Annotated in this window: 21 protein-coding genes; 12 read left to right on the top strand and 9 right to left on the bottom strand. The window is 34.2% G+C overall.

Going from position 1 to position 20,628, the window contains the following annotated elements; all coding sequences use genetic code 11:
• The first annotated feature begins 37 nt into the window (after positions 1 to 37).
• The 3 genes from EV196_RS14915 to EV196_RS14905 all read left to right on the top strand — a co-directional run bounded on the left by EV196_RS14915 (position 38) and on the right by EV196_RS14905 (position 1,075).
• Complete coding sequence (locus tag EV196_RS14915; protein ID WP_132218568.1) at positions 38 to 391, top strand: hypothetical protein; 354 nt, start codon at positions 38 to 40, stop codon at positions 389 to 391.
• Positions 392 to 524: 133 nt separating this feature from the next.
• A complete protein-coding gene (locus tag EV196_RS14910; RefSeq protein ID WP_132218567.1) occupies positions 525 to 767 on the top strand; it encodes a hypothetical protein in 243 nt (80 codons plus the stop codon).
• Positions 758 to 1,075 carry a type II toxin-antitoxin system RelE/ParE family toxin gene (locus EV196_RS14905; protein WP_132218566.1) on the top strand — a complete coding sequence of 106 codons (318 nt, stop codon included), beginning with the start codon at positions 758 to 760 and terminating at the stop codon, positions 1,073 to 1,075. The genes EV196_RS14910 and EV196_RS14905 overlap by 10 nt, the downstream gene beginning before the upstream one ends.
• A gap of 280 nt (positions 1,076 to 1,355) precedes the next feature.
• On the opposite strand, the gene hutI is transcribed toward EV196_RS14905, so the two are convergent.
• From hutI to hutH, 3 genes are read right to left on the bottom strand one after another with little or no spacing between them, the layout of a single operon-like run.
• Positions 1,356 to 2,591: an imidazolonepropionase gene (hutI, locus tag EV196_RS14900; RefSeq protein WP_132218565.1), complete on the bottom strand. Its 1,236-nt coding sequence runs from the start codon at positions 2,589 to 2,591 to the stop codon at positions 1,356 to 1,358.
• Positions 2,591 to 4,627 (bottom strand): urocanate hydratase, encoded by a 2,037-nt coding sequence (locus EV196_RS14895; RefSeq protein ID WP_132218564.1) that lies wholly within the window; start codon positions 4,625 to 4,627, stop codon positions 2,591 to 2,593. The genes hutI and EV196_RS14895 overlap by 1 nt, the downstream gene beginning before the upstream one ends.
• A gap of 7 nt (positions 4,628 to 4,634) precedes the next feature.
• A complete protein-coding gene (gene hutH / locus EV196_RS14890; protein ID WP_132218563.1) occupies positions 4,635 to 6,125 on the bottom strand; it encodes a histidine ammonia-lyase in 1,491 nt (496 codons plus the stop codon).
• Between the two features lie 104 nt (positions 6,126 to 6,229).
• Here hutH and EV196_RS14885 point away from each other — a divergent pair, with 104 nt between their 5' ends.
• The 4 genes from EV196_RS14885 (at position 6,230) to EV196_RS14870 (ending at position 10,941) form a co-directional block, all read left to right on the top strand.
• The gene (locus EV196_RS14885) at positions 6,230 to 7,126 is read left to right on the top strand and encodes a LysR family transcriptional regulator (RefSeq protein ID WP_132218562.1); all 897 of its coding nucleotides are present in this window, start codon (positions 6,230 to 6,232) and stop codon (positions 7,124 to 7,126) included.
• Positions 7,127 to 7,267: 141 nt separating this feature from the next.
• A complete protein-coding gene (locus tag EV196_RS14880) occupies positions 7,268 to 9,154 on the top strand; it encodes a DEAD/DEAH box helicase (protein ID WP_132218561.1) in 1,887 nt (628 codons plus the stop codon).
• Positions 9,155 to 9,259: 105 nt separating this feature from the next.
• Entirely contained in the window at positions 9,260 to 10,024 is a 765-nt protein-coding gene (locus EV196_RS14875) for a carboxypeptidase-like regulatory domain-containing protein (RefSeq protein WP_132218560.1), read from the top strand.
• Between the two features lie 158 nt (positions 10,025 to 10,182).
• The gene (locus EV196_RS14870; protein WP_132218559.1) at positions 10,183 to 10,941 is read left to right on the top strand and encodes a hypothetical protein; all 759 of its coding nucleotides are present in this window, start codon (positions 10,183 to 10,185) and stop codon (positions 10,939 to 10,941) included.
• Positions 10,942 to 11,146: 205 nt separating this feature from the next.
• On the opposite strand, the gene EV196_RS14865 is transcribed toward EV196_RS14870, so the two are convergent.
• Complete coding sequence (locus EV196_RS14865) at positions 11,147 to 11,806, bottom strand: TrmH family RNA methyltransferase (protein WP_132218558.1); 660 nt, start codon at positions 11,804 to 11,806, stop codon at positions 11,147 to 11,149.
• Between the two features lie 359 nt (positions 11,807 to 12,165).
• Between EV196_RS14865 and EV196_RS14860 the strand changes: the two genes are divergently transcribed.
• Positions 12,166 to 12,849: an SIR2 family NAD-dependent protein deacylase gene (locus EV196_RS14860; protein ID WP_132218557.1), complete on the top strand. Its 684-nt coding sequence runs from the start codon at positions 12,166 to 12,168 to the stop codon at positions 12,847 to 12,849.
• A 120-nt stretch (positions 12,850 to 12,969) separates the two neighbouring features.
• Positions 12,970 to 13,764: a transglutaminase-like domain-containing protein gene (locus EV196_RS14855; protein WP_132218556.1), complete on the top strand. Its 795-nt coding sequence runs from the start codon at positions 12,970 to 12,972 to the stop codon at positions 13,762 to 13,764.
• Positions 13,765 to 13,855: 91 nt separating this feature from the next.
• On the opposite strand, the gene EV196_RS14850 is transcribed toward EV196_RS14855, so the two are convergent.
• From EV196_RS14850 to EV196_RS14840, 3 genes are all read right to left on the bottom strand, one after another.
• A complete protein-coding gene (locus tag EV196_RS14850; protein WP_132218555.1) occupies positions 13,856 to 14,446 on the bottom strand; it encodes a hypothetical protein in 591 nt (196 codons plus the stop codon).
• An 82-nt stretch (positions 14,447 to 14,528) separates the two neighbouring features.
• Positions 14,529 to 15,137, bottom strand: coding sequence for a YkgJ family cysteine cluster protein (locus EV196_RS14845; protein WP_132218554.1), 609 nt, complete (start codon positions 15,135 to 15,137; stop codon positions 14,529 to 14,531).
• A gap of 82 nt (positions 15,138 to 15,219) precedes the next feature.
• A complete protein-coding gene (locus EV196_RS14840; RefSeq protein ID WP_132218553.1) occupies positions 15,220 to 16,857 on the bottom strand; it encodes an ABC-F family ATP-binding cassette domain-containing protein in 1,638 nt (545 codons plus the stop codon).
• A gap of 187 nt (positions 16,858 to 17,044) precedes the next feature.
• Between EV196_RS14840 and EV196_RS14835 the strand changes: the two genes are divergently transcribed.
• Positions 17,045 to 17,491 carry a KTSC domain-containing protein gene (locus EV196_RS14835; RefSeq protein WP_132218552.1) on the top strand — a complete coding sequence of 149 codons (447 nt, stop codon included), beginning with the start codon at positions 17,045 to 17,047 and terminating at the stop codon, positions 17,489 to 17,491.
• A 57-nt stretch (positions 17,492 to 17,548) separates the two neighbouring features.
• Complete coding sequence (locus EV196_RS14830; RefSeq protein ID WP_132218551.1) at positions 17,549 to 18,112, top strand: hypothetical protein; 564 nt, start codon at positions 17,549 to 17,551, stop codon at positions 18,110 to 18,112.
• A 3-nt stretch (positions 18,113 to 18,115) separates the two neighbouring features.
• On the opposite strand, the gene EV196_RS14825 is transcribed toward EV196_RS14830, so the two are convergent.
• Together EV196_RS14825 and EV196_RS14820 are read right to left on the bottom strand one after the other, a co-directional pair.
• Positions 18,116 to 19,354 carry a glycosyltransferase gene (locus tag EV196_RS14825; protein ID WP_243652252.1) on the bottom strand — a complete coding sequence of 413 codons (1,239 nt, stop codon included), beginning with the start codon at positions 19,352 to 19,354 and terminating at the stop codon, positions 18,116 to 18,118.
• 101 nt (positions 19,355 to 19,455) lie between these two features.
• A complete protein-coding gene (locus EV196_RS14820) occupies positions 19,456 to 19,923 on the bottom strand; it encodes a heme-binding domain-containing protein (RefSeq protein WP_132218550.1) in 468 nt (155 codons plus the stop codon).
• A gap of 62 nt (positions 19,924 to 19,985) precedes the next feature.
• On the opposite strand from EV196_RS14820, the gene EV196_RS14815 reads away from it, so the two are divergent.
• Entirely contained in the window at positions 19,986 to 20,561 is a 576-nt protein-coding gene (locus EV196_RS14815) for an adenylosuccinate lyase (RefSeq protein WP_132218549.1), read from the top strand.
• The last annotated feature ends 67 nt before the right edge of the window (positions 20,562 to 20,628 follow it).

Genomic DNA, 20,628 nt, shown 5'->3' with positions numbered 1-20,628 from the left:
CAAAACATGTATCTACTGAATATATATTTATTACGTTATGAAAAACTTTTTATTCGTATTTATATTATCAATAGCATCCATATCTTGTTCTAATGACAATGATTCTTTTGAAATTAACGGAACTTTTACACATGATTTGTTAAACTGTAATAATTCTCAAAATCCCGAAAATAGTTGTACTGAATATGTTTGGTTTAATAATAATTCTAATACAGCTTCAATAATGTTGAGCGGGAGCGATTATGGTGCCCCTGTAACCTATAAATTAAAAAGCAATAAGATAGATTTCTATTATATGAATGGGGTAAAAGCAGAACTATCTTTTGAATTGAAAAATCAAACAACATTTATTAGATTAGAAAATAATGATATTTGGTTGAAAGACGAATAAGCCTATAAACTACGTAAACGACAACGGTATGTTTGAAACATATTTCTCATTGTATGGCATTCCAAATTTAGCAATTCAAGAAAAAAAATGACTGAAATTGATAATTTTGTATCTTTGATAAAAAGCTAATAAAATGGATTTAAAAACGAGAAAATTGGAACTTATTCAAGAGTTTTTAAAAATTCAAAGTGAAGAGGTTATTTTACAACTTGAAAAAATCTTGAAAAAAGAAAATAAAAATTCAGAAAACGAAGATTTTAAACCAATGACAATTGAGGAATTCAATTCTCGGATTGACCAATCTATGGAAGATTCTAAAAATGGTCGACTAATAGAAGCAAGTGAATTAAAAGCCAAGATTGATAAGTGGAATTAAAATTATTTTGGACTGATTTTTCTCAAAGAGAACTCGAAAAGATTTATAAATACTATAGAAAAAAAGCAGGGGCACGAATTGCTAAAAAGTTAGTTAACGGAATTTACAATGAAACTTTAAAACTAAAAAGCCAACCAAAAATCGGGCAAGCTGAAAAGCTTTTAGATAAAAGAAAACAAGAGTTTAGATATTTAGTTTTTAAAAATTATAAAATCATTTATTGGATAAACCATAATGAAAATAGAGTTGAAATAACCGATGTTTTTGACACTCGACAAAATCCAATAAAAATAGAACGGACAAAATAAAAACCAGTTGCCAACTTGCATTATAAATAATAAAAAATAACCCAAAACTAAAATTAAACAGATTGCCACAGTCGTTCCTCCTTCGCAAAGACTTTAGCTGATGAGCGCATTAACGATTGCAGCCCTTCGACTGCACTCAGAGTAAACTCAATCCTTTTTAAAACTGGATTGTAATAAATTTTATTTAAGTTAATGAATTAACAAATAGCCACGTCACTCACTCCTCGCTATGACGTTTTAAAAAGATATAGCGAAAAGCGTGTTAAAACGCCCAAAAAAATCATATTGCTATTCCATTTATAAATACCGTATCAATTTGGTTTGCACCAAAGGCGTAGGGCATAAAACCATACGAGTTTATGGGTTTGGTAAGTATTAAATTGGCTTTTTTGTCAACGGTTATACTACCTACTTCTTTTTCTAAACCCATAGCATAAGCGCCATTTATGGTGGCGGCATTGATAGCTTCTTCGGGGGTTAATTTCATTTTTATACAGGCTGTTGATACTACAAAATTCATATTTCCTGATGGTGATGAACCGGGGTTATAGTCGGTTGCCAAAGCTAAAGGTAAACCGGTATCGATCATTTTTCGTGCAGGTGTGTAGGGAATACTTAAAAAATACGAGCAACCAGGTAAGGCTACGGGCATGGTTTGAGTTCCTTTTAATGCTTGAATATCGTCATCGCGCATTTCCTCTAAATGATCCACCGAAAGGGCATGATACTTTATACCTATTTGTACGCCACCAATGGATGTGAATTGGTTGACGTGAATTTTAGGAATGAGGCCGTATTGTTTTCCAGCTTTTAAAATACGCTCGGTGTCTTCAACCGTAAAATATCCCGTTTCGCAAAACACGTCGATGTATTCGGCTAATTGCGCTTCGGCTATTTGTGGCAACATGGTTTCGGTGAGCAATTGTATATAACCCGCTTTATCGTTTTTATATTCCAAAGGAACGGCATGCGCACCTAAAAAAGTGGCTTTAATTGGTAACTGGTAGTTTTGTTTTAAACGCTTGATAACGCGAAGCATTTTTAATTCGGCTTCTAAGGTTAATCCATACCCCGATTTAATTTCAACCGCACCCGTACCTAAGGCCATTATTTCTTCCAAACGTGTTTTACTTTGCTGGTATAAATCGTCTTCAGGGGTTTCTTGAAGTGTTTTGGCTGAATTTAGAATACCACCACCTTTATTGGCGATTTCTTGATAGGAAAGTCCTTTAATTTTATCGACAAACTCGCTTTCTCTATTACCTGCATAAACGAGGTGGGTATGCGAATCGCACCACGTTGGCAAGAGCATTTTTCCAGTGGCATCAACTAGGTTGTTTACTTCTGTTTTTGGGCAATTGTCCATACTACCAAATTCTTTAATGATGCCGTCTTCAACTAACAAATAGGCGTTTTTTATGGTGGGCAATTCCGCCATGGCTTTGCCCAAAACAAATTTTATCGATTCGTCTCGAATTTGAAGTAATTCCTTTATGTTTTTAAATAACGTTCGCATTAAAATAAATTTTCTATTAATTGATTATCGACTAAATTGGGGATGGTTACTTTTAAATTTGGGGTACGTGCCATTTCTCGTTTTATAGCGAAAAGTGCTTCATCGTTTCTTGCCCAACTTCTGCGTGCAATACCGTTATTCACATCAAAAAACAACATGCTTTTTAAACGTGCTTCGGCTTCTTTAGTACCATCTAACAACATGCCAAAACCACCATTGATTACTTCGCCCCAACCAACGCCACCACCATTGTGAATGGATACCCAGGTAGCGCCTCTAAAGCTATCACCAATTACGTTATGAATTGCCATATCCGCCGTAAATTTACTGCCATCATAAATATTGGAGGTTTCACGATAGGGTGAATCGGTACCACTAACGTCGTGATGGTCGCGACCTAAAACCACAGGCCCAATTTGCTTATTAGCTACGGCATTATTAAAAGCTTCGGCTATTTTAGCACGTCCTTCGGCATCGGCATATAAAATTCTTGCTTGTGAACCTACTACCATCTTGTTCTTCTTTGCATCCTTTATCCAAGTGATGTTATCTTGCAGTTGCAGTTGAATTTCCTCGGGAGCTGTTTTCATAATTTCCTGAAGCACTTCCATCGCCATGGTATCGGTTTTATCTAAATCTTCCGGTTTCCCAGAAGTACATACCCAACGGAAAGGTCCGAACCCATAATCGAAACACATCGGCCCTAAAATATCTTGTACATATGATGGATATTTAAAATCGATATTATTTTCAGCCATCACATCAGCTCCTGCTCTGGACGCTTCCAATAAAAAAGCATTTCCGTAATCAAAAAAATAGGTGCCTTTTGCTACATGTTTGTTTATCGCTTTGGCATGTCTTCGTAATGATTCCTGAACTTTTTCCTTAAACACTTCTGGTTCGTCACGAATCAATCGGTTGGATGCTTCATACGTTAAACCTACTGGATAATAACCACCCGTCCAAGGAATATGTAAAGAGGTTTGGTCGGATCCTACATCAATAAAAATATTTTCTTCATCAAAACGTTCCCATACATCAACAATATTTCCAATAAACGCTATGGAAACCACTTCGTTGTTGTTTTGTGCGGATTTAACACGAGCTACCAAATCATTTAAATTATCAACCAACACATCTACCCAACCTTGCTCGTGGCGTTTTATTGCGGCTTTTTCATTTACTTCCGCAGCAACCGTAATACAACCTGCAATGTTTCCTGCTTTGGGTTGTGCCCCACTCATACCACCTAATCCCGCAGTTAAAAAAAGCCGCCCCTTAGTCCCCTCCAAAGGAGGGGAAACCCCCATACTCTGTCTTTTGGCGTTTGATTTAGAAGCTATTTTCCTAAAGGCATTCATAATGGTGATGGTCGTGCCATGAACGATACCTTGCGGACCAATGTACATAAACGAACCCGCCGTCATTTGTCCATATTGGGTAACACCTAAGGCGTTATATTTTTCCCAATCATCTGGTTTGGAATAGTTAGGAACCATCATGCCATTCGTTACAACAACTCGTGGTGCATTTTTAGACGAAGGAAATAAACCCATAGGATGACCCGAATACATGTGAAGCGTTTGTTCTTCGGTCATGTTTGCTAAATACTGCATTGTAATAAGATACTGCGCCCAGTTTTGAAACACGGCTCCATTGCCACCGTAAGTAATTAATTCTTCGGGGTGTTGCGCCACCTCAGGATCTAAATTATTTTGAATCATCAACATGATAGCTGCAGCTTGCGTAGATTTTGCTGGATATGCTTCAATACCTCGTGCAAATATTTTATAAGAAGGCTTGAATCGATACATGTAAATACGTCCGAAATCTTGTAATTCTTGCGCAAATTCTACAGCTAATTCTTGATGCCAATCTTTAGGGAAATAACGTAATGCATTTCGAATGGCCAATTGCTTTTCTTCTTTTGATAAAATATCTTTTCGTTTTGGCGCTCTGTTAGCATCCAATGGATAGGTGTATTTTGTTGGTAATTCATTCGGAATCCCTTGTAATATGTGTTCTTTAAACGTCATAATCCTTCTATTTTACAATGATTTTTTGATTCTTCACCAACATGATTAATGCATTAATATCCTCTTTAAGGATGCGATCTTCTTCTAGTTTAGCCACTTTGCTGCGGATAATTCTAAAGTTTTTCTCAATAATATCTGAAAAAGTATTTGGACGCCTAAACTCCATAGCCTGGGCTGCATACATGAGTTCAATAGCTAATATTTTTTCAATATTTCCTAATATTTGGTTGAACTGTCGCCCAGAAATACTGCCCATAGACACATGATCTTCTTGCCCTAAAGAAGTGGGAATACTATCTGCCGATGGCGGAAAACACAAGGATTTATTTTCGGTTACTAAAGCTGCGGTGGTGTATTGCGGGATCATAAATCCTGAATTTAAGCCACCACTTGCAGTTAGTAAACGCGGCAATCCATATTTGCCTTCGATGAGTAAATAGCATCTTCTATCTGAAATATTTCCCAATTCGGAAGCAGCAATTGAGCAATAATCCAACGCCATCGCTAAGGGTTGTCCGTGAAAATTGCCTCCTGAAATAGCTTCGGTTTCACTTAGAACAATCGGGTTATCGGTTACTGAATTCATTTCAATTTCCGCTAATTCATTTAAATGGTAATAGGCATTTCTGGAAGCTCCGTGCACTTGCGGAATGCAACGCATGGAGTACGGATCTTGAACCCGGGCACAATCTTTATGCGATTTTATATTTTTCGATTTATAAAATAACATACGCATACGTTTGGCGACTTCCAAATTACCTTTAAAAGGTCGGATACTATGTAATAATTCTTTAAATGGCGACGCGCTGCCTTGGTAACCTTCCAAACTCATGGCACCGGCAACATCGGCCAAATCGAGCAAATATTCCATTTTTTTTAACCCTGTAATGGCATGGGCCAATATAAACTGTGTGCCATTTATTAGTGCCAAACCTTCTTTGGCGGCTAACTGTATGGGTTGTAAATCATGTTTCTCTAAAACCTCTTTTGTCGGTATCATAGTGTCACCTTCCCAAAATTCGCCTTCGCCTATTAATGGTAAAAATAAATGCGCCAAAGGTGCTAAATCGCCCGAAGCCCCAACAGAGCCTTGCTCGGGTACTACTGGCAACAAATCGTTTTCAATAAAATAAATAATACGTTCTACAACTTCTAACCGAATACCCGAAAATCCTTTGCTTAACGCATGCACTTTGCAAATCATCATGATTTTTGATAATTCTTTTGCAATAGGATTTCCAACACCAACCGCATGGGTGATTAAAAGGTTTTTTTGAAGCAAACTGGTTTCATCTGGTGAAATCTTAACATCACACAAAGGTCCGAAACCTGTATTGATACCATAAATGGGTTTACTTGAAGCCGCTAAAACATCCACTTTTCTTCTGGAATCGTTAATTTTAGAAATCACATAATCAGACAATACGCCTTTTAGCGAACCATTGGCTATTGCCATAACAGTTGTTGCCGTTAATCTATCTATGCCGTAAGTAAACATGGTATGCCAATTTGTTTAAATAGTTGATTATTAAATACGTTTATTACAAAATTATCGATAAATTTGATACCTAATAAGACTATTTATTTAACTGATTAATAACTATGAGTTATCAAATAGAATATAGACACTTAAAATATTTCTTGGCTGTTGCCGAACATTTACACTTTAGAAAAGCTGCCGAATCGCTTTATATTTCCCAACCCGGATTGAGCAGACAAATAAAAGAAATGGAAGAAAGCCTTGGTGTTAAACTTTTTGAACGCCATAACCGAAACGTAAAACTCACCACTGTTGGATTATATTTAAAGTTAGAACTCAGCAAAAATCTTAAAAGTTTAGATGCCATTTTACACCATGCGAAGTTGTTGGAAGATGGTAAAGACGGACAATTAAACTTTGGCTACGTAGGTTCGGCCATGCAAAAAATAATTCCGGAATTACTATTAAATTTCACTAAAACGCACCCAAATATTCTATTTAGTTTAAAAGAAATGGACAACAATAAACAAATTGAAGGTTTGTTGGCACAAGATATTGATATTGGTTTTGTTAGGTTGGAAAAAGTGCACAAAGGCTTAGAACTTCATCCCATTTTAAAAGAACCTTTTTGTTTAGTGCTTCCTAAAAATCATCCTATTGATGCTTCCAATTTCAAAACAATATCGCAATTCAAAGAAGAACATTTTATTCTGTTTGACCCCGAATACAGCGCCTCCTATTATGAAAAAGTAATGGACATTTTCAATGATAACGGGTTTAGTCCGTTGGTTTCACATAATACCATTCATGCAGGTTCTATTTATAAATTGGTTGAAAACAACTTTGGAATTTCCATTGTACCAAAATCACTTAAAACGGAAAACAATGCAAACATTAAGTTTATTGAACTTACTAAAATCCCACAAAGAACCACACTTTCAGCTATTTGGAACAAAGACAATCAAAACCCCATTTTAAGTAAGGTTTTATCTATAATTCAGAAGGAAAACATAAAATAGCTAAAATTATAAATATTTGATTACCTTTGCCGCTTGAAATAATTCCTCAGAGTGAGGATGTGTTGCTAGAAGTTTAGGTTTAAGTATGTCGATTCGCTTCTTATGTAACACTACATAATACAATCGAATACTTATACAAGAATGAACACATTCCAAGATTTAGGTCTTAATGAAGACCTGTTACGCGCTATTACCGATTTAGGATTTACAAAACCTAGTGAAGTTCAAGACAAAGCCATTCCTATTTTATTAAATTCTGAAACCGATTTAGTGGCATTAGCCCAAACTGGTACTGGAAAAACAGCTGCTTTTGGTTTCCCAATGCTTCAAAAAATCAATGTGGATAGCCGTACTACACAAGGTTTAATTTTGTCACCTACGCGCGAACTTTGTTTACAAATTACCAACGAAATGAAACTTTACGGTAAATACTGTAAAGGTTTAAACGTGGTAGCGGTTTACGGTGGCTCAAGCATTACAGACCAAGCCAGAGATATTAAAAAAGGCGCACAAATTATTGTGGCGACTCCTGGTAGAATTAAAGATATGATTAGCAGACGCTTGGTTGATATTTCTAAAATTGAATATGCGGTTTTAGATGAAGCTGATGAGATGTTAAATATGGGTTTTTATGAAGATATAACCGATATTTTATCGAATACTCCAGAAGATAAATGCACCTGGTTGTTTAGTGCAACGATGCCTAAGGAGGTTTCTGTGATTGCAAAAAAATTCATGGAAAATCCACAGGAAATTACGGTTGGAAATAAAAATGAAAGTACCAGTCAGGTTTCTCATGAGTACTATTTAGTAAATTCAAGAGACCGTTATGATGCTTTAAAACGTTTGGCAGATGCAAATCCGGATATATTTTCGGTGGTTTTCTGTAGAACTAAAAACGATACACAAAAAGTTGCTGAACGCCTTATTGAAGATGGTTATAGTGCCGGTGCTTTACATGGCGATTTAAGTCAAAACCAACGTGATTTGGTTATGAAATCGTTTAGAAACAACCAAATACAAATGCTTGTAGCGACCGATGTGGCTGCTCGTGGTATTGATGTGGACGATATTACACACGTAATAAACTACCAACTTCCTGATGAAATTGAAACCTATACACACCGTTCTGGTCGTACAGGTCGTGCAGGTAAAACGGGAGTTTCTATGGTTATTGTTTCTAAAAGTGAAGTACGTAAAATAAAAAGTATTGAACGTATTATTAATAAAGACTTTGAGAAAAAAGATATTCCTGATGGTTCTGAAATATGTGAAGTACAATTAATGTCACTTGCCAATAAAATTCATAATACGGAAATTAATCACGAAATTGATAAGCATTTAGTGAGCATCAACGAATTATTTGAAGACACTTCAAAAGATGAATTAATTAAAAAATTCTTCTCGGTGGAGTTTACGCGTTTCTTCAATTATTACCAAAAATCTAAAAACCTTAATGTATCTGATGCTGATATTAGAGATAGAGATGGCGGTCGTGAAGGTGGACGCAATTTTGGTGGAAGCTCCGATTCAACACGTTACTTTATAAACGTAGGTAGTAAAGATGGTTTCGATTGGATGCAGTTAAAAGATTTCTTAAAAGAAGTTTTAGAACTTGGTAGAGACGATGTTTTTAAAGTGGAAGTAAAAGACAGTTTCTCTTTCTTCAATACTGAAAATGAATTAAAAGATAAAATATTAGCTTTCTTTACAGATTACAAACACAACGGACGTTTTGTAAATGTTGAAGTTTCTGAAAACCGTGGTGGCGGTGGAAGACGTAACGACAGACGTAGCGGCGGAAGACGTGATGGTGGAAACCGTAGCGAAAGACGTTCTAGCTCAAGAAGTGATTCAAGCAGAGGTGAAAGAAGTGAAAGAAGAAGCAGTGGAGAATCTAGACCAAGACGTTCTGGTGGAGAATCTAGTTCGAACAGCGGTGCTCCAAATAGAGCATCAAGACGTTCTGGTAGCGACTCAAAATCAAGCGATACAGGAGTTTCAAGACCAAGACGTTCTAGACGCTAATAAACCGTTTTTGTTAATTTTAAGTCAAAATAAATCCTAGAAATTCGTTTTTAGTGTTTCGTTTAGTACTTTTATCGCTATATTTTACGTTAACCCATTAATTGCATGAAAAATCACCTACTCCTTTTTATATGTTTATTTATTTCGGCTATAACCATGGCTCAAGAATTAAATAGTGTTATTGGAGTTGTTGTAAATGCATCTAATGATGAACCGCTTGAAAATGTAAATATTGTTAACCTAAACCAGGTAAAAGGAACGGCAACCAATAAGGAAGGAAGCTTTCAAATTGTTGCCAAAGTAAACGACACCTTACATTTATCATACTTAGGTTTTAAATCTATAAAAGTACGTGTTACTAATGACTGGTTAAAGTTTGGAAGTTCTAAAATTGAGCTTACCGAATTAGCTTTAGCACTGGAAGAAGTAATAGTAAACGAATTAAAATTAACGGGGTATTTAGAAGTAGACATCAAACAAGTTCCTATAGTTAACAACAATTATCGCTATAGTATTTCGGGTTTACCTAGTGGATATGAAGCTGGAAAATCATCAACTATCACAAAAATTATAGGTTCTATTTTTAACCCTGCCGATTTTCTTCATCGTATGTTTGGTAAAAACCCAAACGAAATGCGTAAGCTGAAAAAGATGAAGGAAGATGATGAAATTAGAAACCTTTTGGCTTCTCGTTTTGACAGGGAAATGCTGATGGCTTTATTACAAGTAGATCGGGTTGATTTAGATGAAATTGTGAGCCAATGTAATTACTCCAAAGGTTTTATACAAACCGCAAACGATCTTCAAATACTAGATGCTATTAGCGAATGTTATGAAGAATACAAGGTTTTAAATAGAAGCCGAAAATAAAATTTAAATGAAAAAGGAAGCAAATCGCTTCCTTTTTTTACGCATAAAATCTTAAATTATAGTTAACACCAGTGTTAAAATCTCACAAATAACAATTCGAACATTATTCTCTGTATTACATTTACAAACAATCAGTTACACCAATCTTTGTTTGTTATATGCAAAAACTACTACTTTTAACTGCTTTTACATGCATCCCCTCTTTTGCCATATCGCAACAAATTAATGGTAGAATTTACGACCATGAATCTTCTGTAAAAGGTGCTAAAATTTCAAACATTAGCAAAAATAGTTTCACTTATAGTAATGAACAAGGTGATTTTTCAATTGATGCTTCCATACAAGACACATTAAAATTCACCTCTCTATTTCATGAAGAAAAAAAACTAATTTTGAATAAAAATTCTTTTGAAGAAAAGATCGTAGTTGAAATAAAAAAAATGGTGAATACTCTGGATGAAGTTTTACTTACCAAAGACATTGAAAAACCATTTAATGCAGAAACTTATACCGCTGATTTTGGTCTTCAACTAAAAAATGACATGAAGAATAATCCGCATTTATACAGTCCGCCACCAAGCGGAAATTTAGATTTGGTTAAAATAGCAGGACTTATTTTTAAACTTTTTAAGACTAACAAAAAACAGGAATCAACGTCATTTATACCCATAACCCATAAAGACCTTCAGACGTTATTTGCAACTCACAAACTCATGAATAAAAACCTTTTGAAAAACGACTTTAAAATACCAGAAGCCTACATTCCTTTGTTTTTTGATTTTTGTGAAAGCAAAAACATAGACAGCAAATTACTTTCCGAAGCAAACAACTTTCTACTTTTAGAAAAACTATTTACCTGTAGTGAAGAATTTTTAGTTTTGGTATCTGAAAACGAAGAAGAAAATACAAAACAATGAACCTGTATGAAAAGTGTATTAAATTTATTTTGTCAGGTTGAGCTTGTCGAAACCGATATTGAATATCAGAAAGTTAAAGTATTTCGAAAAGCTCAGTATGACCTAATATTACACTTTTGAGAAAAGTTCATTTAGATTCCCGTTTTCACGAGAATGACAATTTCAAAGGAAACCTCAAAGTAGATTTTCGAGGAATTATTTTCGATTAAGACTGTTTTTCATAATATCTCGCAACAATCTCTTCATAGCTTTTAATCGTTTTCTTTATCCAATCCAAACGTTTTTCAAGTATTTCTTCATCTGTTAATTGCCAATTCACATCGGTTTGTTTCAATTTGGTCGTAACATGTTGCAAAATAATAGCAGCACTTACCGATATATTTAAACTTTCAGTAAAACCAACCATGGGTATTTTCAAATAGCAATCAGCGGCATTTAAAACCTCTTCCGACAGACCCTCAGTTTCTCTTCCAAAGAAAAAACACGACTTTTTAGTCACATCAAAATCGTGTAATTCGCAATCGTTGGTATGCGGTGTGGTAGCCACAATTTGGTAACCTTTTTGTTTTAAATGTGCAATACAATCTTTTACCGTATTAAACCTATGTAAGTCTACCCATTTTTGAGCACCCATCGCAATTTCCCTATCAATATGTTTCGAATTTTGTTCTTCAACAATATTAACTTCCTGTATTCCAAACACATCACACGTTCTCATTACAGCACTCGTATTATGTAACTGGTAAACATCTTCGGTGGCTACAGTAAAATGTTTAGTCCGTTGCGCTAAAACTTTAGCAAATTTCTCTTTTCGAGAATCGGTTAAAAAAGTCTCTAAATGTTCTAGAAGTTTTATGTCAGTCATGTTTCAAAAATAACAAACATTTCTACATTTTTAAGGAAGAAAAACTGAAGTAATCCTATAAATTGAAATATTTGGGCGTTACCACAAGGGTCGGGCTTTACGCTATATCTTTTTTCGTACCTCAAAAAAGGATGCCGCTGCAAATACGAAGTATTCATGAATTCCAATTTATCGAAATAAAAATGGATGAATAATCCCTAACGCAAATGGATCGCAGCAACAATTTAAAATCCAAACGTCATTGCGAGGAGGCACGACGAAGCAATCTGCCAATTGTAATTTGTGAATAAATTTTTAGTTTTAATACAAGAGATTACTGCCTACCTCGCAATGACGGTAATTTTGTTTATTTTTATAGTATGAAAAAACACCTAGTTGTACTTACAGGCGCAGGCATAAGTGCCGAAAGTGGCATAAAAACATTTAGAGACGCCGATGGCTTATGGGAAGGTCATGATGTTATGGAAGTAGCCACACCCGAAGGTTTTGCAGCAAACCCCGAATTGGTTTTAGATTTCTACAACCAACGTCGCCGACAATTATTTGAGGTTGAACCCAATACTGCACATTATGATTTAGCAAAACTTGAAACCCAATTTAAAGTAAGCATCATCACCCAGAATGTAGACGATTTACACGAACGTGCAGGAAGCAGCAACGTCGTTCATTTACATGGTGAATTATTAAAATCAAGAAATGTGTTGGATGCATCTACTTTTTTTGATTGCAAAACCGATATTAAATTAGGTGATATATGCCCAAAAGGGCATCAACTGCGTCCGCATATTGTTTGGTTTGGTGAAGATGTTCCTATGATTGAAAAAGCTATGGAAATTTGCAAAACAGCCGATATCCTTTTAATTATTGGTACTTCCATGCAAGTATATCCCGCAGCTGGTTTAAGACATTACATTCCAGAAAACACCCCAACATGTTTTATAGACCCAAAACCTGCTATGGAGAGCAAAAAGAATTTAATAGTTATTGCAGAAAATGCGACCATTGGTATGAAAAAGGTCTTAAAATTATTAATAACACAATAAATAGCCATTCCATTTTATTATTAATTTTAATTCACCAAAACGTAATCAAATAATATAAACAGTCCTAATATCTGCATTTAATCTCTTAATTTTGAATACGTATTTTTAATTGATGGTTTTATGTGGTTAAGAGTTGGTTGCGACTTATTATTTGAAATAGAAGTTCCTACGCCATTTATTCTCATGTTGCGTCCCAGAAGTGGCACAGAGCAATGGGTTGCTCGCGACGAATTTAAAATAAAACCAAGTGTTCCAGTTGTAGAATTTACGGATGATTACGGCAATTTATGCCAAAGACTGACTGCACAACCAGGATATTTTTCTATAAACACCACTGCCGATGTTAGAACATCTCAATATGTTGACACCGCATTTGGCGCTCCATTTATAGATATACAGCATTTACCGCAAGGCCTTTTAAATTACTTATTACCAAGTCGTTATTGCGAATCAGATCGATTTAACGATTTAGCCATGGAAATAACCATGAATCAATTTCCAGGTTACGACCAAGTAGCAGCTATTGAAAATTGGTTACGCAATAACATTAGTTATATTCCCGGGAGTAGCGACTACCCTATTTCGGCAATTGAGGTTAATTATAAACAATCGGGTGTTTGCAGGGATTTAGCACATTTAGGCATTGCCTTATGCCGAAGCCTTAGCATTCCTGCACGAATGGTAGTGGGTTATTTACATAATTTACAACCTATGGACATGCACGCATGGTTTGAAGCTTATGTTGGTGGGCGTTGGTATACGTTTGACGCTACTCAATATGGACCCAAAGGTGGCTATGTGGCTATTGGATATGGACATGATGCGGCTGATGTTGCGGTATTTAACCAATTTGGACCATCGGTTTACCCAATAAGACAGTTGGTTAGTGTAGAATTGATTGAGGAAAGTATTTAAATGTTGGTTTGTGTAAAGTTGCGTGTTCTAGCAAATAAATCCGAAAGGATTTTCATAAGTAGGATTTAAACAGCATTTTTTTTACTCGGTATTATTTTTTAATTCTATTTTCATTCGTATCATTTTTTAATCTTTCTTGATAATCTTCCATTCCAATATCTCCATCTCCCATATTTAGAAAAAATAAATCTATAAAAATCCCCCAATATTTTCTCCAAATAGTTTGAGGTTTCCATTCTGTACTTATAACATTACGGTTTTCCAATTCATTTTCAATTTCAAAAATATTTTCCCAACTCGTAATATGTAGTCTTCCGAATGTCTTAAACCTAAGGTTCTTTTTTATTTTTAATTCAATTTCAGTTTTAAGCCTGTCAAACTTTCTTTTTCTAATTGAGTATTTAAAATTAGAATAAGGAATTCTTTTTTTATTTTCTTTTTTATCAATTATTTCAATTTCAGTGGCGTCAAAATTTAATTGAGTAATTCCATATCCAGCTTTTTTGAAATAAGAAATATCAAATAAAAGATTAACGACTAGAGGAATTGAAATCAAAAATTTTAATATGAAATGCCAATCAGAATATTTTAAAATGTAGAATAACAAACCTAATCCTATTAGAATATAAATCAACCATTTCGGTTTGTCTGTTTTAATTTTTGTCGTTTTGTAGTTTATCATTTATTCAAAATAATGCATAACTATTATGATATAAAATCGTTTTAATGTTTTATTTCACACGTTTAACAAATATAGTTGATTTCTACGATGCATTTTTAAACCCATTAGGTAATGGTCTGTAAATATAATAATTCAACACTTCTTCAATGGCAATTTTTAAAGCCCGATTGATTGGTAAAATAGTATTTCCCAAATGAAAATCAATCTGGTTGAGTTGCATATAATAATCTGTAAAAATAGGCACGTATAGTCCTTTGCCTATGGCTTCCTCTGCATTTTTATAAATATCAGTTTGGTTTTCTTTAATAATGGTGCAGGTTGCCAACCTTAATTGCCCATACTTATCTCTATTTGCAGCATACCCGAATAAACGACATATCAATCCGCGGTATTGGTAGTTATTGCAACGTCCACTATTACTATTTAATAATGACAATGGCTGGTAAATATGGCAAATAGATTTTGTGGTATTCTTTAATTCGATAATTGTTTTTTCTGCTTCACCATTTAAAAAAAGATGAAAAGCCCAAGGTAAAAATTCTAACGGAGATGCATCTATACTGGGTGTTGTGCAGCATTTGCCGCAACCCGCTATACAATTTAAATTAGTTTGGTTTTGAAATTTTGAAATTTCAGCATCAAGACGTTCAAACAAATATTCAACCTGCTTTACTTTAGATTCTATGGACATTCATTTTAAGCGAATGTAACCTAAATAAAGGGCATTAGTTATATTTAAAAAATAAATAGTTTGAATATTGATTTTTAAACACTTATTTCTTCAAATCAATCTGTTTCAAATTCTCTATTCTATTTCTAACTAAGAAATCGTCAATAGTTTCAAAATGTTCAATAACACGTTGATCTTTAAATTCGAATACTTTTTGCGATAAACCTTGAAGAAAATCACGGTCGTGCGAAACAAGAATCAGTGTACCTTCAAAATTCCTTAAAGCTTCTTTTAAAACATCTTTCGATTTTAAATCTAAGTGGTTGGTAGGCTCATCCAGAATCAACAAATTAACAGGTTCTAAAAGTAGTTTCACCATTGCCAATCGGGTTTTTTCACCACCAGAAAGCACACTAACTTTTTTATCAATGTCATCACCTTTAAACATAAACCCCCCTAAAATAGTTTTAATTTGGGTACGAATATCGCCTTCGGCAACTTCATCAACGGTTTGAAAAATAGTTAAATTTTCATCTAATAATGACGCTTGATTTTGTGCAAAATAACCAACCTTCACGTTATGTCCTAGAGCACATTTTCCATCAAAATCAATTTCACCTAAAATAGATTTAATCATGGTCGATTTTCCTTCCCCATTTCTACCAACAAACGACACTTTTTCACCACGAGAAATAGACATGTTGGCATCTTTAAATACTACATGGTCGTCGTACGATTTTGATAAATCCTTCACCGTAACAGGATAATCGCCCGAACGAGGTGCTGGTGGAAAACGTAATTTTAAAGCCGATGTATCAACTTCATCAATTTCAATAATTTGCAATTTTTCCAACATACGCTCTCGCGACGTTACTTGGTTAGTTTTAGAATACGTGCCTTTAAAACGCTCAATAAACAACATATTGTCGGCAATAAACTTTTGCTGCTCTTGATACGCTTTTACTTGGTGTGCACGCCTATCTTCACGCAATTGTAAGTAATGCGAATAATTGGCTTTATAGTCGTAAATACGCCCCATAGTAACCTCTATGGTTCGGTTGGTGATATTATCGATAAACGCTTTATCATGAGAAATAACCATGACCGCTTTCGCTTTGTTCAACAGAAAATCCTCTAACCAAATCACAGATTCGATATCAATATGGTTGGTAGGCTCATCCAATAAAATTAAGTCGGGTTTTTGCAGTAAAATTTTAGCCAACTCAATGCGCATACGGTACCCACCACTAAATTCGCTGGTTAATCGGGTAAAATCCTTGCGTTTAAAACCTAATCCAGATAAGGCTTTTTCAACTTCGGCATCATAATTTACATCTTCTAACGCATAATATTTTTCACCTAAATCGGAAACCTTTTCTATAATTTTCATGTAGTCATCAGACTCATAATCGGTTCTGGTTTCCAATTCTTTATTTAGGTGTTCCATTTCGTCTCGCATTTCAAATACGTGCTTAAAAGCTTTGGAGGCTTCTTCAAAAACGGTACACTCATCTTCAGTTAATAAATGCTGAGGCAAATAAGCAATGACGGCATCTTTTGGATAACGAACATTTCCACGACTTGCCTTTTGCTCGCCCGCAATAATCTTCATCATGGTCGATTTACCTGCACCATTTTTCCCCATAAGAGCAATTTTATCATTTTCATTTATGGTGAAAGACACCTCGCTAAACAAGGCAGTTCCGCCAAATTCTACCGCTAAATTATCAACTGAAATCATAGTAAATTTTTAAAGTTGCAAATCTATAAAAAGATTGTAGACTTTAGACCGTTGATTTCAAACAAATGTTTTAATAGATATAGTGCTTATTATTAATATTTTTAGAATTTCATCTAACATCTTTTGTCTTAAGTATTTCGTCTCAAAAAAAATAGTATCTTCGCGCCTTGTTTAAAAAAAATAGATAATGAAACGCATCAACGAGTACAAAAAAATGTTTAGTGTTGAAAACGAAATGACACTTAAACAATTGAAAACCACTTATAGAAACTTAGTAAAAGAGTGGCATCCTGATAAGTTTCAAGCTGGGGACGAAAAGGCTATTGAAGCTGAATTAATGAGCAGAAAAATTATTGATGGCTACCATTTTTTAGTGAGTATTGCACCAGAAACCAAAACTGCTAATTTGGATGAATATAACGAAACTATTAACTCACCTATTATAGATTGGCAACATAAAGGCATGCTTTTAGAAATCACTTTTTTAGATGGCAACACTTATGAGTTTTTTGGCGTGAATAAAGCTTTATATATCAAACTTTGTCAAGCCGATAAATTAACGCGTTTCGCAAAACGTAATATTTTTGGTAGCTACACTTATAGAAAAATTAAGAAAAGCGAGGTAGAAGCTTAATTAAAAGTTTCAACGCAACCTTTTTGCTCTTTATACATCTAGGTAATAAAAACTAACATGAAGCAGAAACTGATTCTATTATTTTTTATTACCTCTTTTTTTGGCCTAAATTTAAGTTGTGACACAAACGATTCTTCTAAAACCAAAAGTATTGCAGAATACAATTCGAGTTTAAATTCCTGGAACACACTGAAAGAATATAACGGGAATTCTTACACGTATACCATGAGTTCAGGATCTGTATTTGGATTTGGCAGCAATACTAAAATAACAGTTGTAAATGGCATTGTAACTTCAAGAATTTTTGAACTTTATTCTATTTATGATGACAACAACAATTATGTTGGTTATGATGACAGAGTCATTTTGGAATCGTATAATGAAAACATTGAAACTTTAAACAGCCACGATTCGGGAGCAGCAGCCGTTACAATTGATGCGCTTTATGATACCTGCTTAAGCGATTATTTATCTGTTGATGCCGATTCAAATACTATTGTATTTAATGTTGATGATGCTAGCATTATCAAAAATTGCTTATATATTCCTAATGGTTGTCAAGATGATTGTACTTTTGGTATACAAATTTCAAGTTTCCAATGGTTAACAATTGCTAACTAGTATTTAATCTGTTTTATTCTTTTCTTCAATCCATTTACTCATAAACTTAGTGCTTTGCATACTGTGATGCTGCAACATTTGCGCTGTAAAATTGTTGAGGCGTTTGTTTTGCAACTGTTCGGTCGTTTCTTCTAAAATTAAAGCTAATTTTTTTTGAAATTCCACTTTATTAAAGCGGTTGTTTATTATTTGAAATCCGTTTTTCTGTTTTTCATTCCACAGATTTTCATTTTCATATAATTGAACTACTTTATTTGTAAAATCTTCAGGATTATTTTCTATAAATCCGTTAGCATCCAAATTACCAAACATCCCTTCTGCCCCCATGCTTGTAGTAACACATGGTGTTCCATTTAGCATGGCATCCACCAATTTACCTTTTAAACCTGCCCCAAACCTGATGGGCGCCAAACAAACTTTGGCATGTTGCATCACTTCATTTACATCATCAGCAAATCCTTTTATTAAAAACCCTTCTTTTTCGTTATGAAGTTGATTTACTTTTTGCGAAGCGTATGCACCATAAATATGTAATTCTGCTTTAGGAATTTGTTTTCTAATTAATGGCCAAATGGTTTCTTTTAAATACAAAACCGCATTGTAGTTAGGTTCATGTAGAAAATTCCCAATAGTTACAAAGTGGTTTCTTTCTTCAAATTTTGGAAGTTTTTGAATGGTTGCTTCAGGAATAGTTTCCAGTAAAAATGGCAAATACACCAATAAATCGTCTGGGACTTTGAAATCATTTTTAAGAATGTTCATTTCAGCTTCCGAAATAATCAAACTTAAATCGCTTCTATAAATACTGGCAATTTCACGTTTTGCTATATCATTAAATAGATAAGAGTTATCAAATGGTTTTCCATCTTTAAAGGCTTGAAGTCTACCTTTTCGTAGACAATGCAAATCTTCGGTATCTATAATTCGCATGGCATCAGGACATTGTTCAGTAACGCGCCAACCAAATTGTTCTTCCATCATAAACCTATCAAACAAAACAATATGGGGGTTTAATTCCTTTATAAAAACATCAAAACTTGAATGGTTTAATTCTATCGTAACTTGATTAACACCAATACTATTTAAATTAAATGCATTCTCACTTTTAGCGCATGGGCTCGCAAATGTTATTTGATACTCTTTAGATTGAAAAAAGTAAATTAGCTGCATCATTCTACTACCAGCAGCAGAACTTTTGGGTTCTGGCCATACAAAGCCGATAATAAGGATTTTTTTAGCCACTAATGCACGAATGTTTTATTTTGAATATGTGATTTAGTCAAATAACCACTTTTTAGTACTGCTTTCTCTTCCCCTTTGGGGAAGGATAGGATGGGGCGTCTTTACTCCGCTTTTGGCATTAAAGCATATTTAGCTCGCACTAATTTAGCCCAATCTACTACCGATTTTATTTGGGTATCGGTTAATTTTGCTTCAGAATGTGTTATGGTATAAGATTTTAATGGCATCTCTTTTTCTTCAACCATTTCTATTAATTCTTCAAATTTGTGGTCTTTACGTTTTACCGAATTACCTTCCCAATTTGAAACATTAAAATGTTTTTTTCCGTCTTTTACATGTTCTGCCAACCAATAATTTACTGGGGTAATCTTATCATACCAAGGATAACGGGTTACATCGCTATGACAATCAAAACAAGTTTCTTTTAAAATAAGTTTTACATCTTCTGGCGGATTTGTTTCTGCGTAAAAAGCATCAATCGACTTTAAATCGCCTTCGTTTTTTTCGGGCCCAAAAAATTGGGCAATAATTAATGCTGCCACTAAAAAATATAAAATTTTCTTCACCATTTTGTTTTGTTTAATTGTATTTAAATTACTTATTTTTAAACTATAAAAATACTAAATTACTTTTGACTACCGAACAACTATACCAAGAATTAAATGATGTAAACCATTCGCGAGAAAAACGCTTGCTATATGCAAATCTTGTTATAGAAAACCCAGAATTAATACCCAAATTAATGGAGATTCTCTTTACGGTAAACGATAAAACATCGCCTCGTGCCGCTTGGGTCTTGGAATTTGCATGTAGTAAAAACATTGATACCATCATTCCGCATTTAGACATTTTTACGGAACATCTTCATAAAGTGCATTTAGATTCTGCCGTTCGTCCTGTTGCCAAAATTTGCGAACTTATTACAAAAGCATATTATTCAAAAAATGATTCTGCTATTAAAACCGCTTTAAATGCCACACACAAAGAACGCATTATTGAAACTTGTTTTGATTATATGATTCATGATGAAAAAGTAGCCGCCAAAGCCTATGGTATGACAACTCTTTTTTTATTAGGAAATGAATTTGATTGGATACGCCCAGAACTAAAGATAATATTAGAACGCGATTTCCATACCCAAAGCGCTGCATTTAAAGCTCGTGCTAAACACATTTTTTATAAAATGAATAAAAAACAAAAAATGTAAAGTTTACAAAAATCACTAAAGAAACTAAAAAAAACGTAAATCAAAAACGTATCTTTGCATCTTCTTA

Origin of the sequence: Mariniflexile fucanivorans, from assembly GCF_004341235.1 — a bacterium.
In the GTDB taxonomy this organism is placed as follows: Bacteria; Bacteroidota; Bacteroidia; order Flavobacteriales; family Flavobacteriaceae; genus Mariniflexile; species Mariniflexile fucanivorans.
Note: the sequence above shows the minus strand (reverse complement) of the source record. Positions and strands in the feature narration are given on the sequence as shown.

Bases quoted from the DNA above. Each gene is read 5' to 3' on its own strand.
- EV196_RS14895 (WP_132218564.1), bottom strand. From the start codon at position 4,627: ATGACGTTTAAAGAACACATATTACAAGGGATTCCGAATGAATTACCA.
- EV196_RS14835 (WP_132218552.1), top strand. From the start codon at position 17,045: ATGAAACGCATCAACGAGTACAAAAAAATGTTTAGTGTTGAAAACGAA.
- EV196_RS14850 (WP_132218555.1), bottom strand. From the start codon at position 14,446: ATGATAAACTACAAAACGACAAAAATTAAAACAGACAAACCGAAATGG.
- hutI (WP_132218565.1), bottom strand. From the start codon at position 2,591: ATGCGAACGTTATTTAAAAACATAAAGGAATTACTTCAAATTCGAGAC.
- EV196_RS14910 (WP_132218567.1), top strand. From the start codon at position 525: ATGGATTTAAAAACGAGAAAATTGGAACTTATTCAAGAGTTTTTAAAA.
- EV196_RS14880 (WP_132218561.1), top strand. From the start codon at position 7,268: ATGAACACATTCCAAGATTTAGGTCTTAATGAAGACCTGTTACGCGCT.
- EV196_RS14845 (WP_132218554.1), bottom strand. From the start codon at position 15,137: ATGTCCATAGAATCTAAAGTAAAGCAGGTTGAATATTTGTTTGAACGT.
- EV196_RS14915 (WP_132218568.1), top strand. From the start codon at position 38: ATGAAAAACTTTTTATTCGTATTTATATTATCAATAGCATCCATATCT.
- hutH (WP_132218563.1), bottom strand. From the start codon at position 6,125: ATGTTTACTTACGGCATAGATAGATTAACGGCAACAACTGTTATGGCA.
- EV196_RS14830 (WP_132218551.1), top strand. From the start codon at position 17,549: ATGAAGCAGAAACTGATTCTATTATTTTTTATTACCTCTTTTTTTGGC.
- EV196_RS14820 (WP_132218550.1), bottom strand. From the start codon at position 19,923: ATGGTGAAGAAAATTTTATATTTTTTAGTGGCAGCATTAATTATTGCC.
- EV196_RS14870 (WP_132218559.1), top strand. From the start codon at position 10,183: ATGCAAAAACTACTACTTTTAACTGCTTTTACATGCATCCCCTCTTTT.
- EV196_RS14860 (WP_132218557.1), top strand. From the start codon at position 12,166: ATGAAAAAACACCTAGTTGTACTTACAGGCGCAGGCATAAGTGCCGAA.
- EV196_RS14855 (WP_132218556.1), top strand. From the start codon at position 12,970: ATGTGGTTAAGAGTTGGTTGCGACTTATTATTTGAAATAGAAGTTCCT.
- EV196_RS14865 (WP_132218558.1), bottom strand. From the start codon at position 11,806: ATGACTGACATAAAACTTCTAGAACATTTAGAGACTTTTTTAACCGAT.
- EV196_RS14840 (WP_132218553.1), bottom strand. From the start codon at position 16,857: ATGATTTCAGTTGATAATTTAGCGGTAGAATTTGGCGGAACTGCCTTG.
- EV196_RS14875 (WP_132218560.1), top strand. From the start codon at position 9,260: ATGAAAAATCACCTACTCCTTTTTATATGTTTATTTATTTCGGCTATA.
- EV196_RS14885 (WP_132218562.1), top strand. From the start codon at position 6,230: ATGAGTTATCAAATAGAATATAGACACTTAAAATATTTCTTGGCTGTT.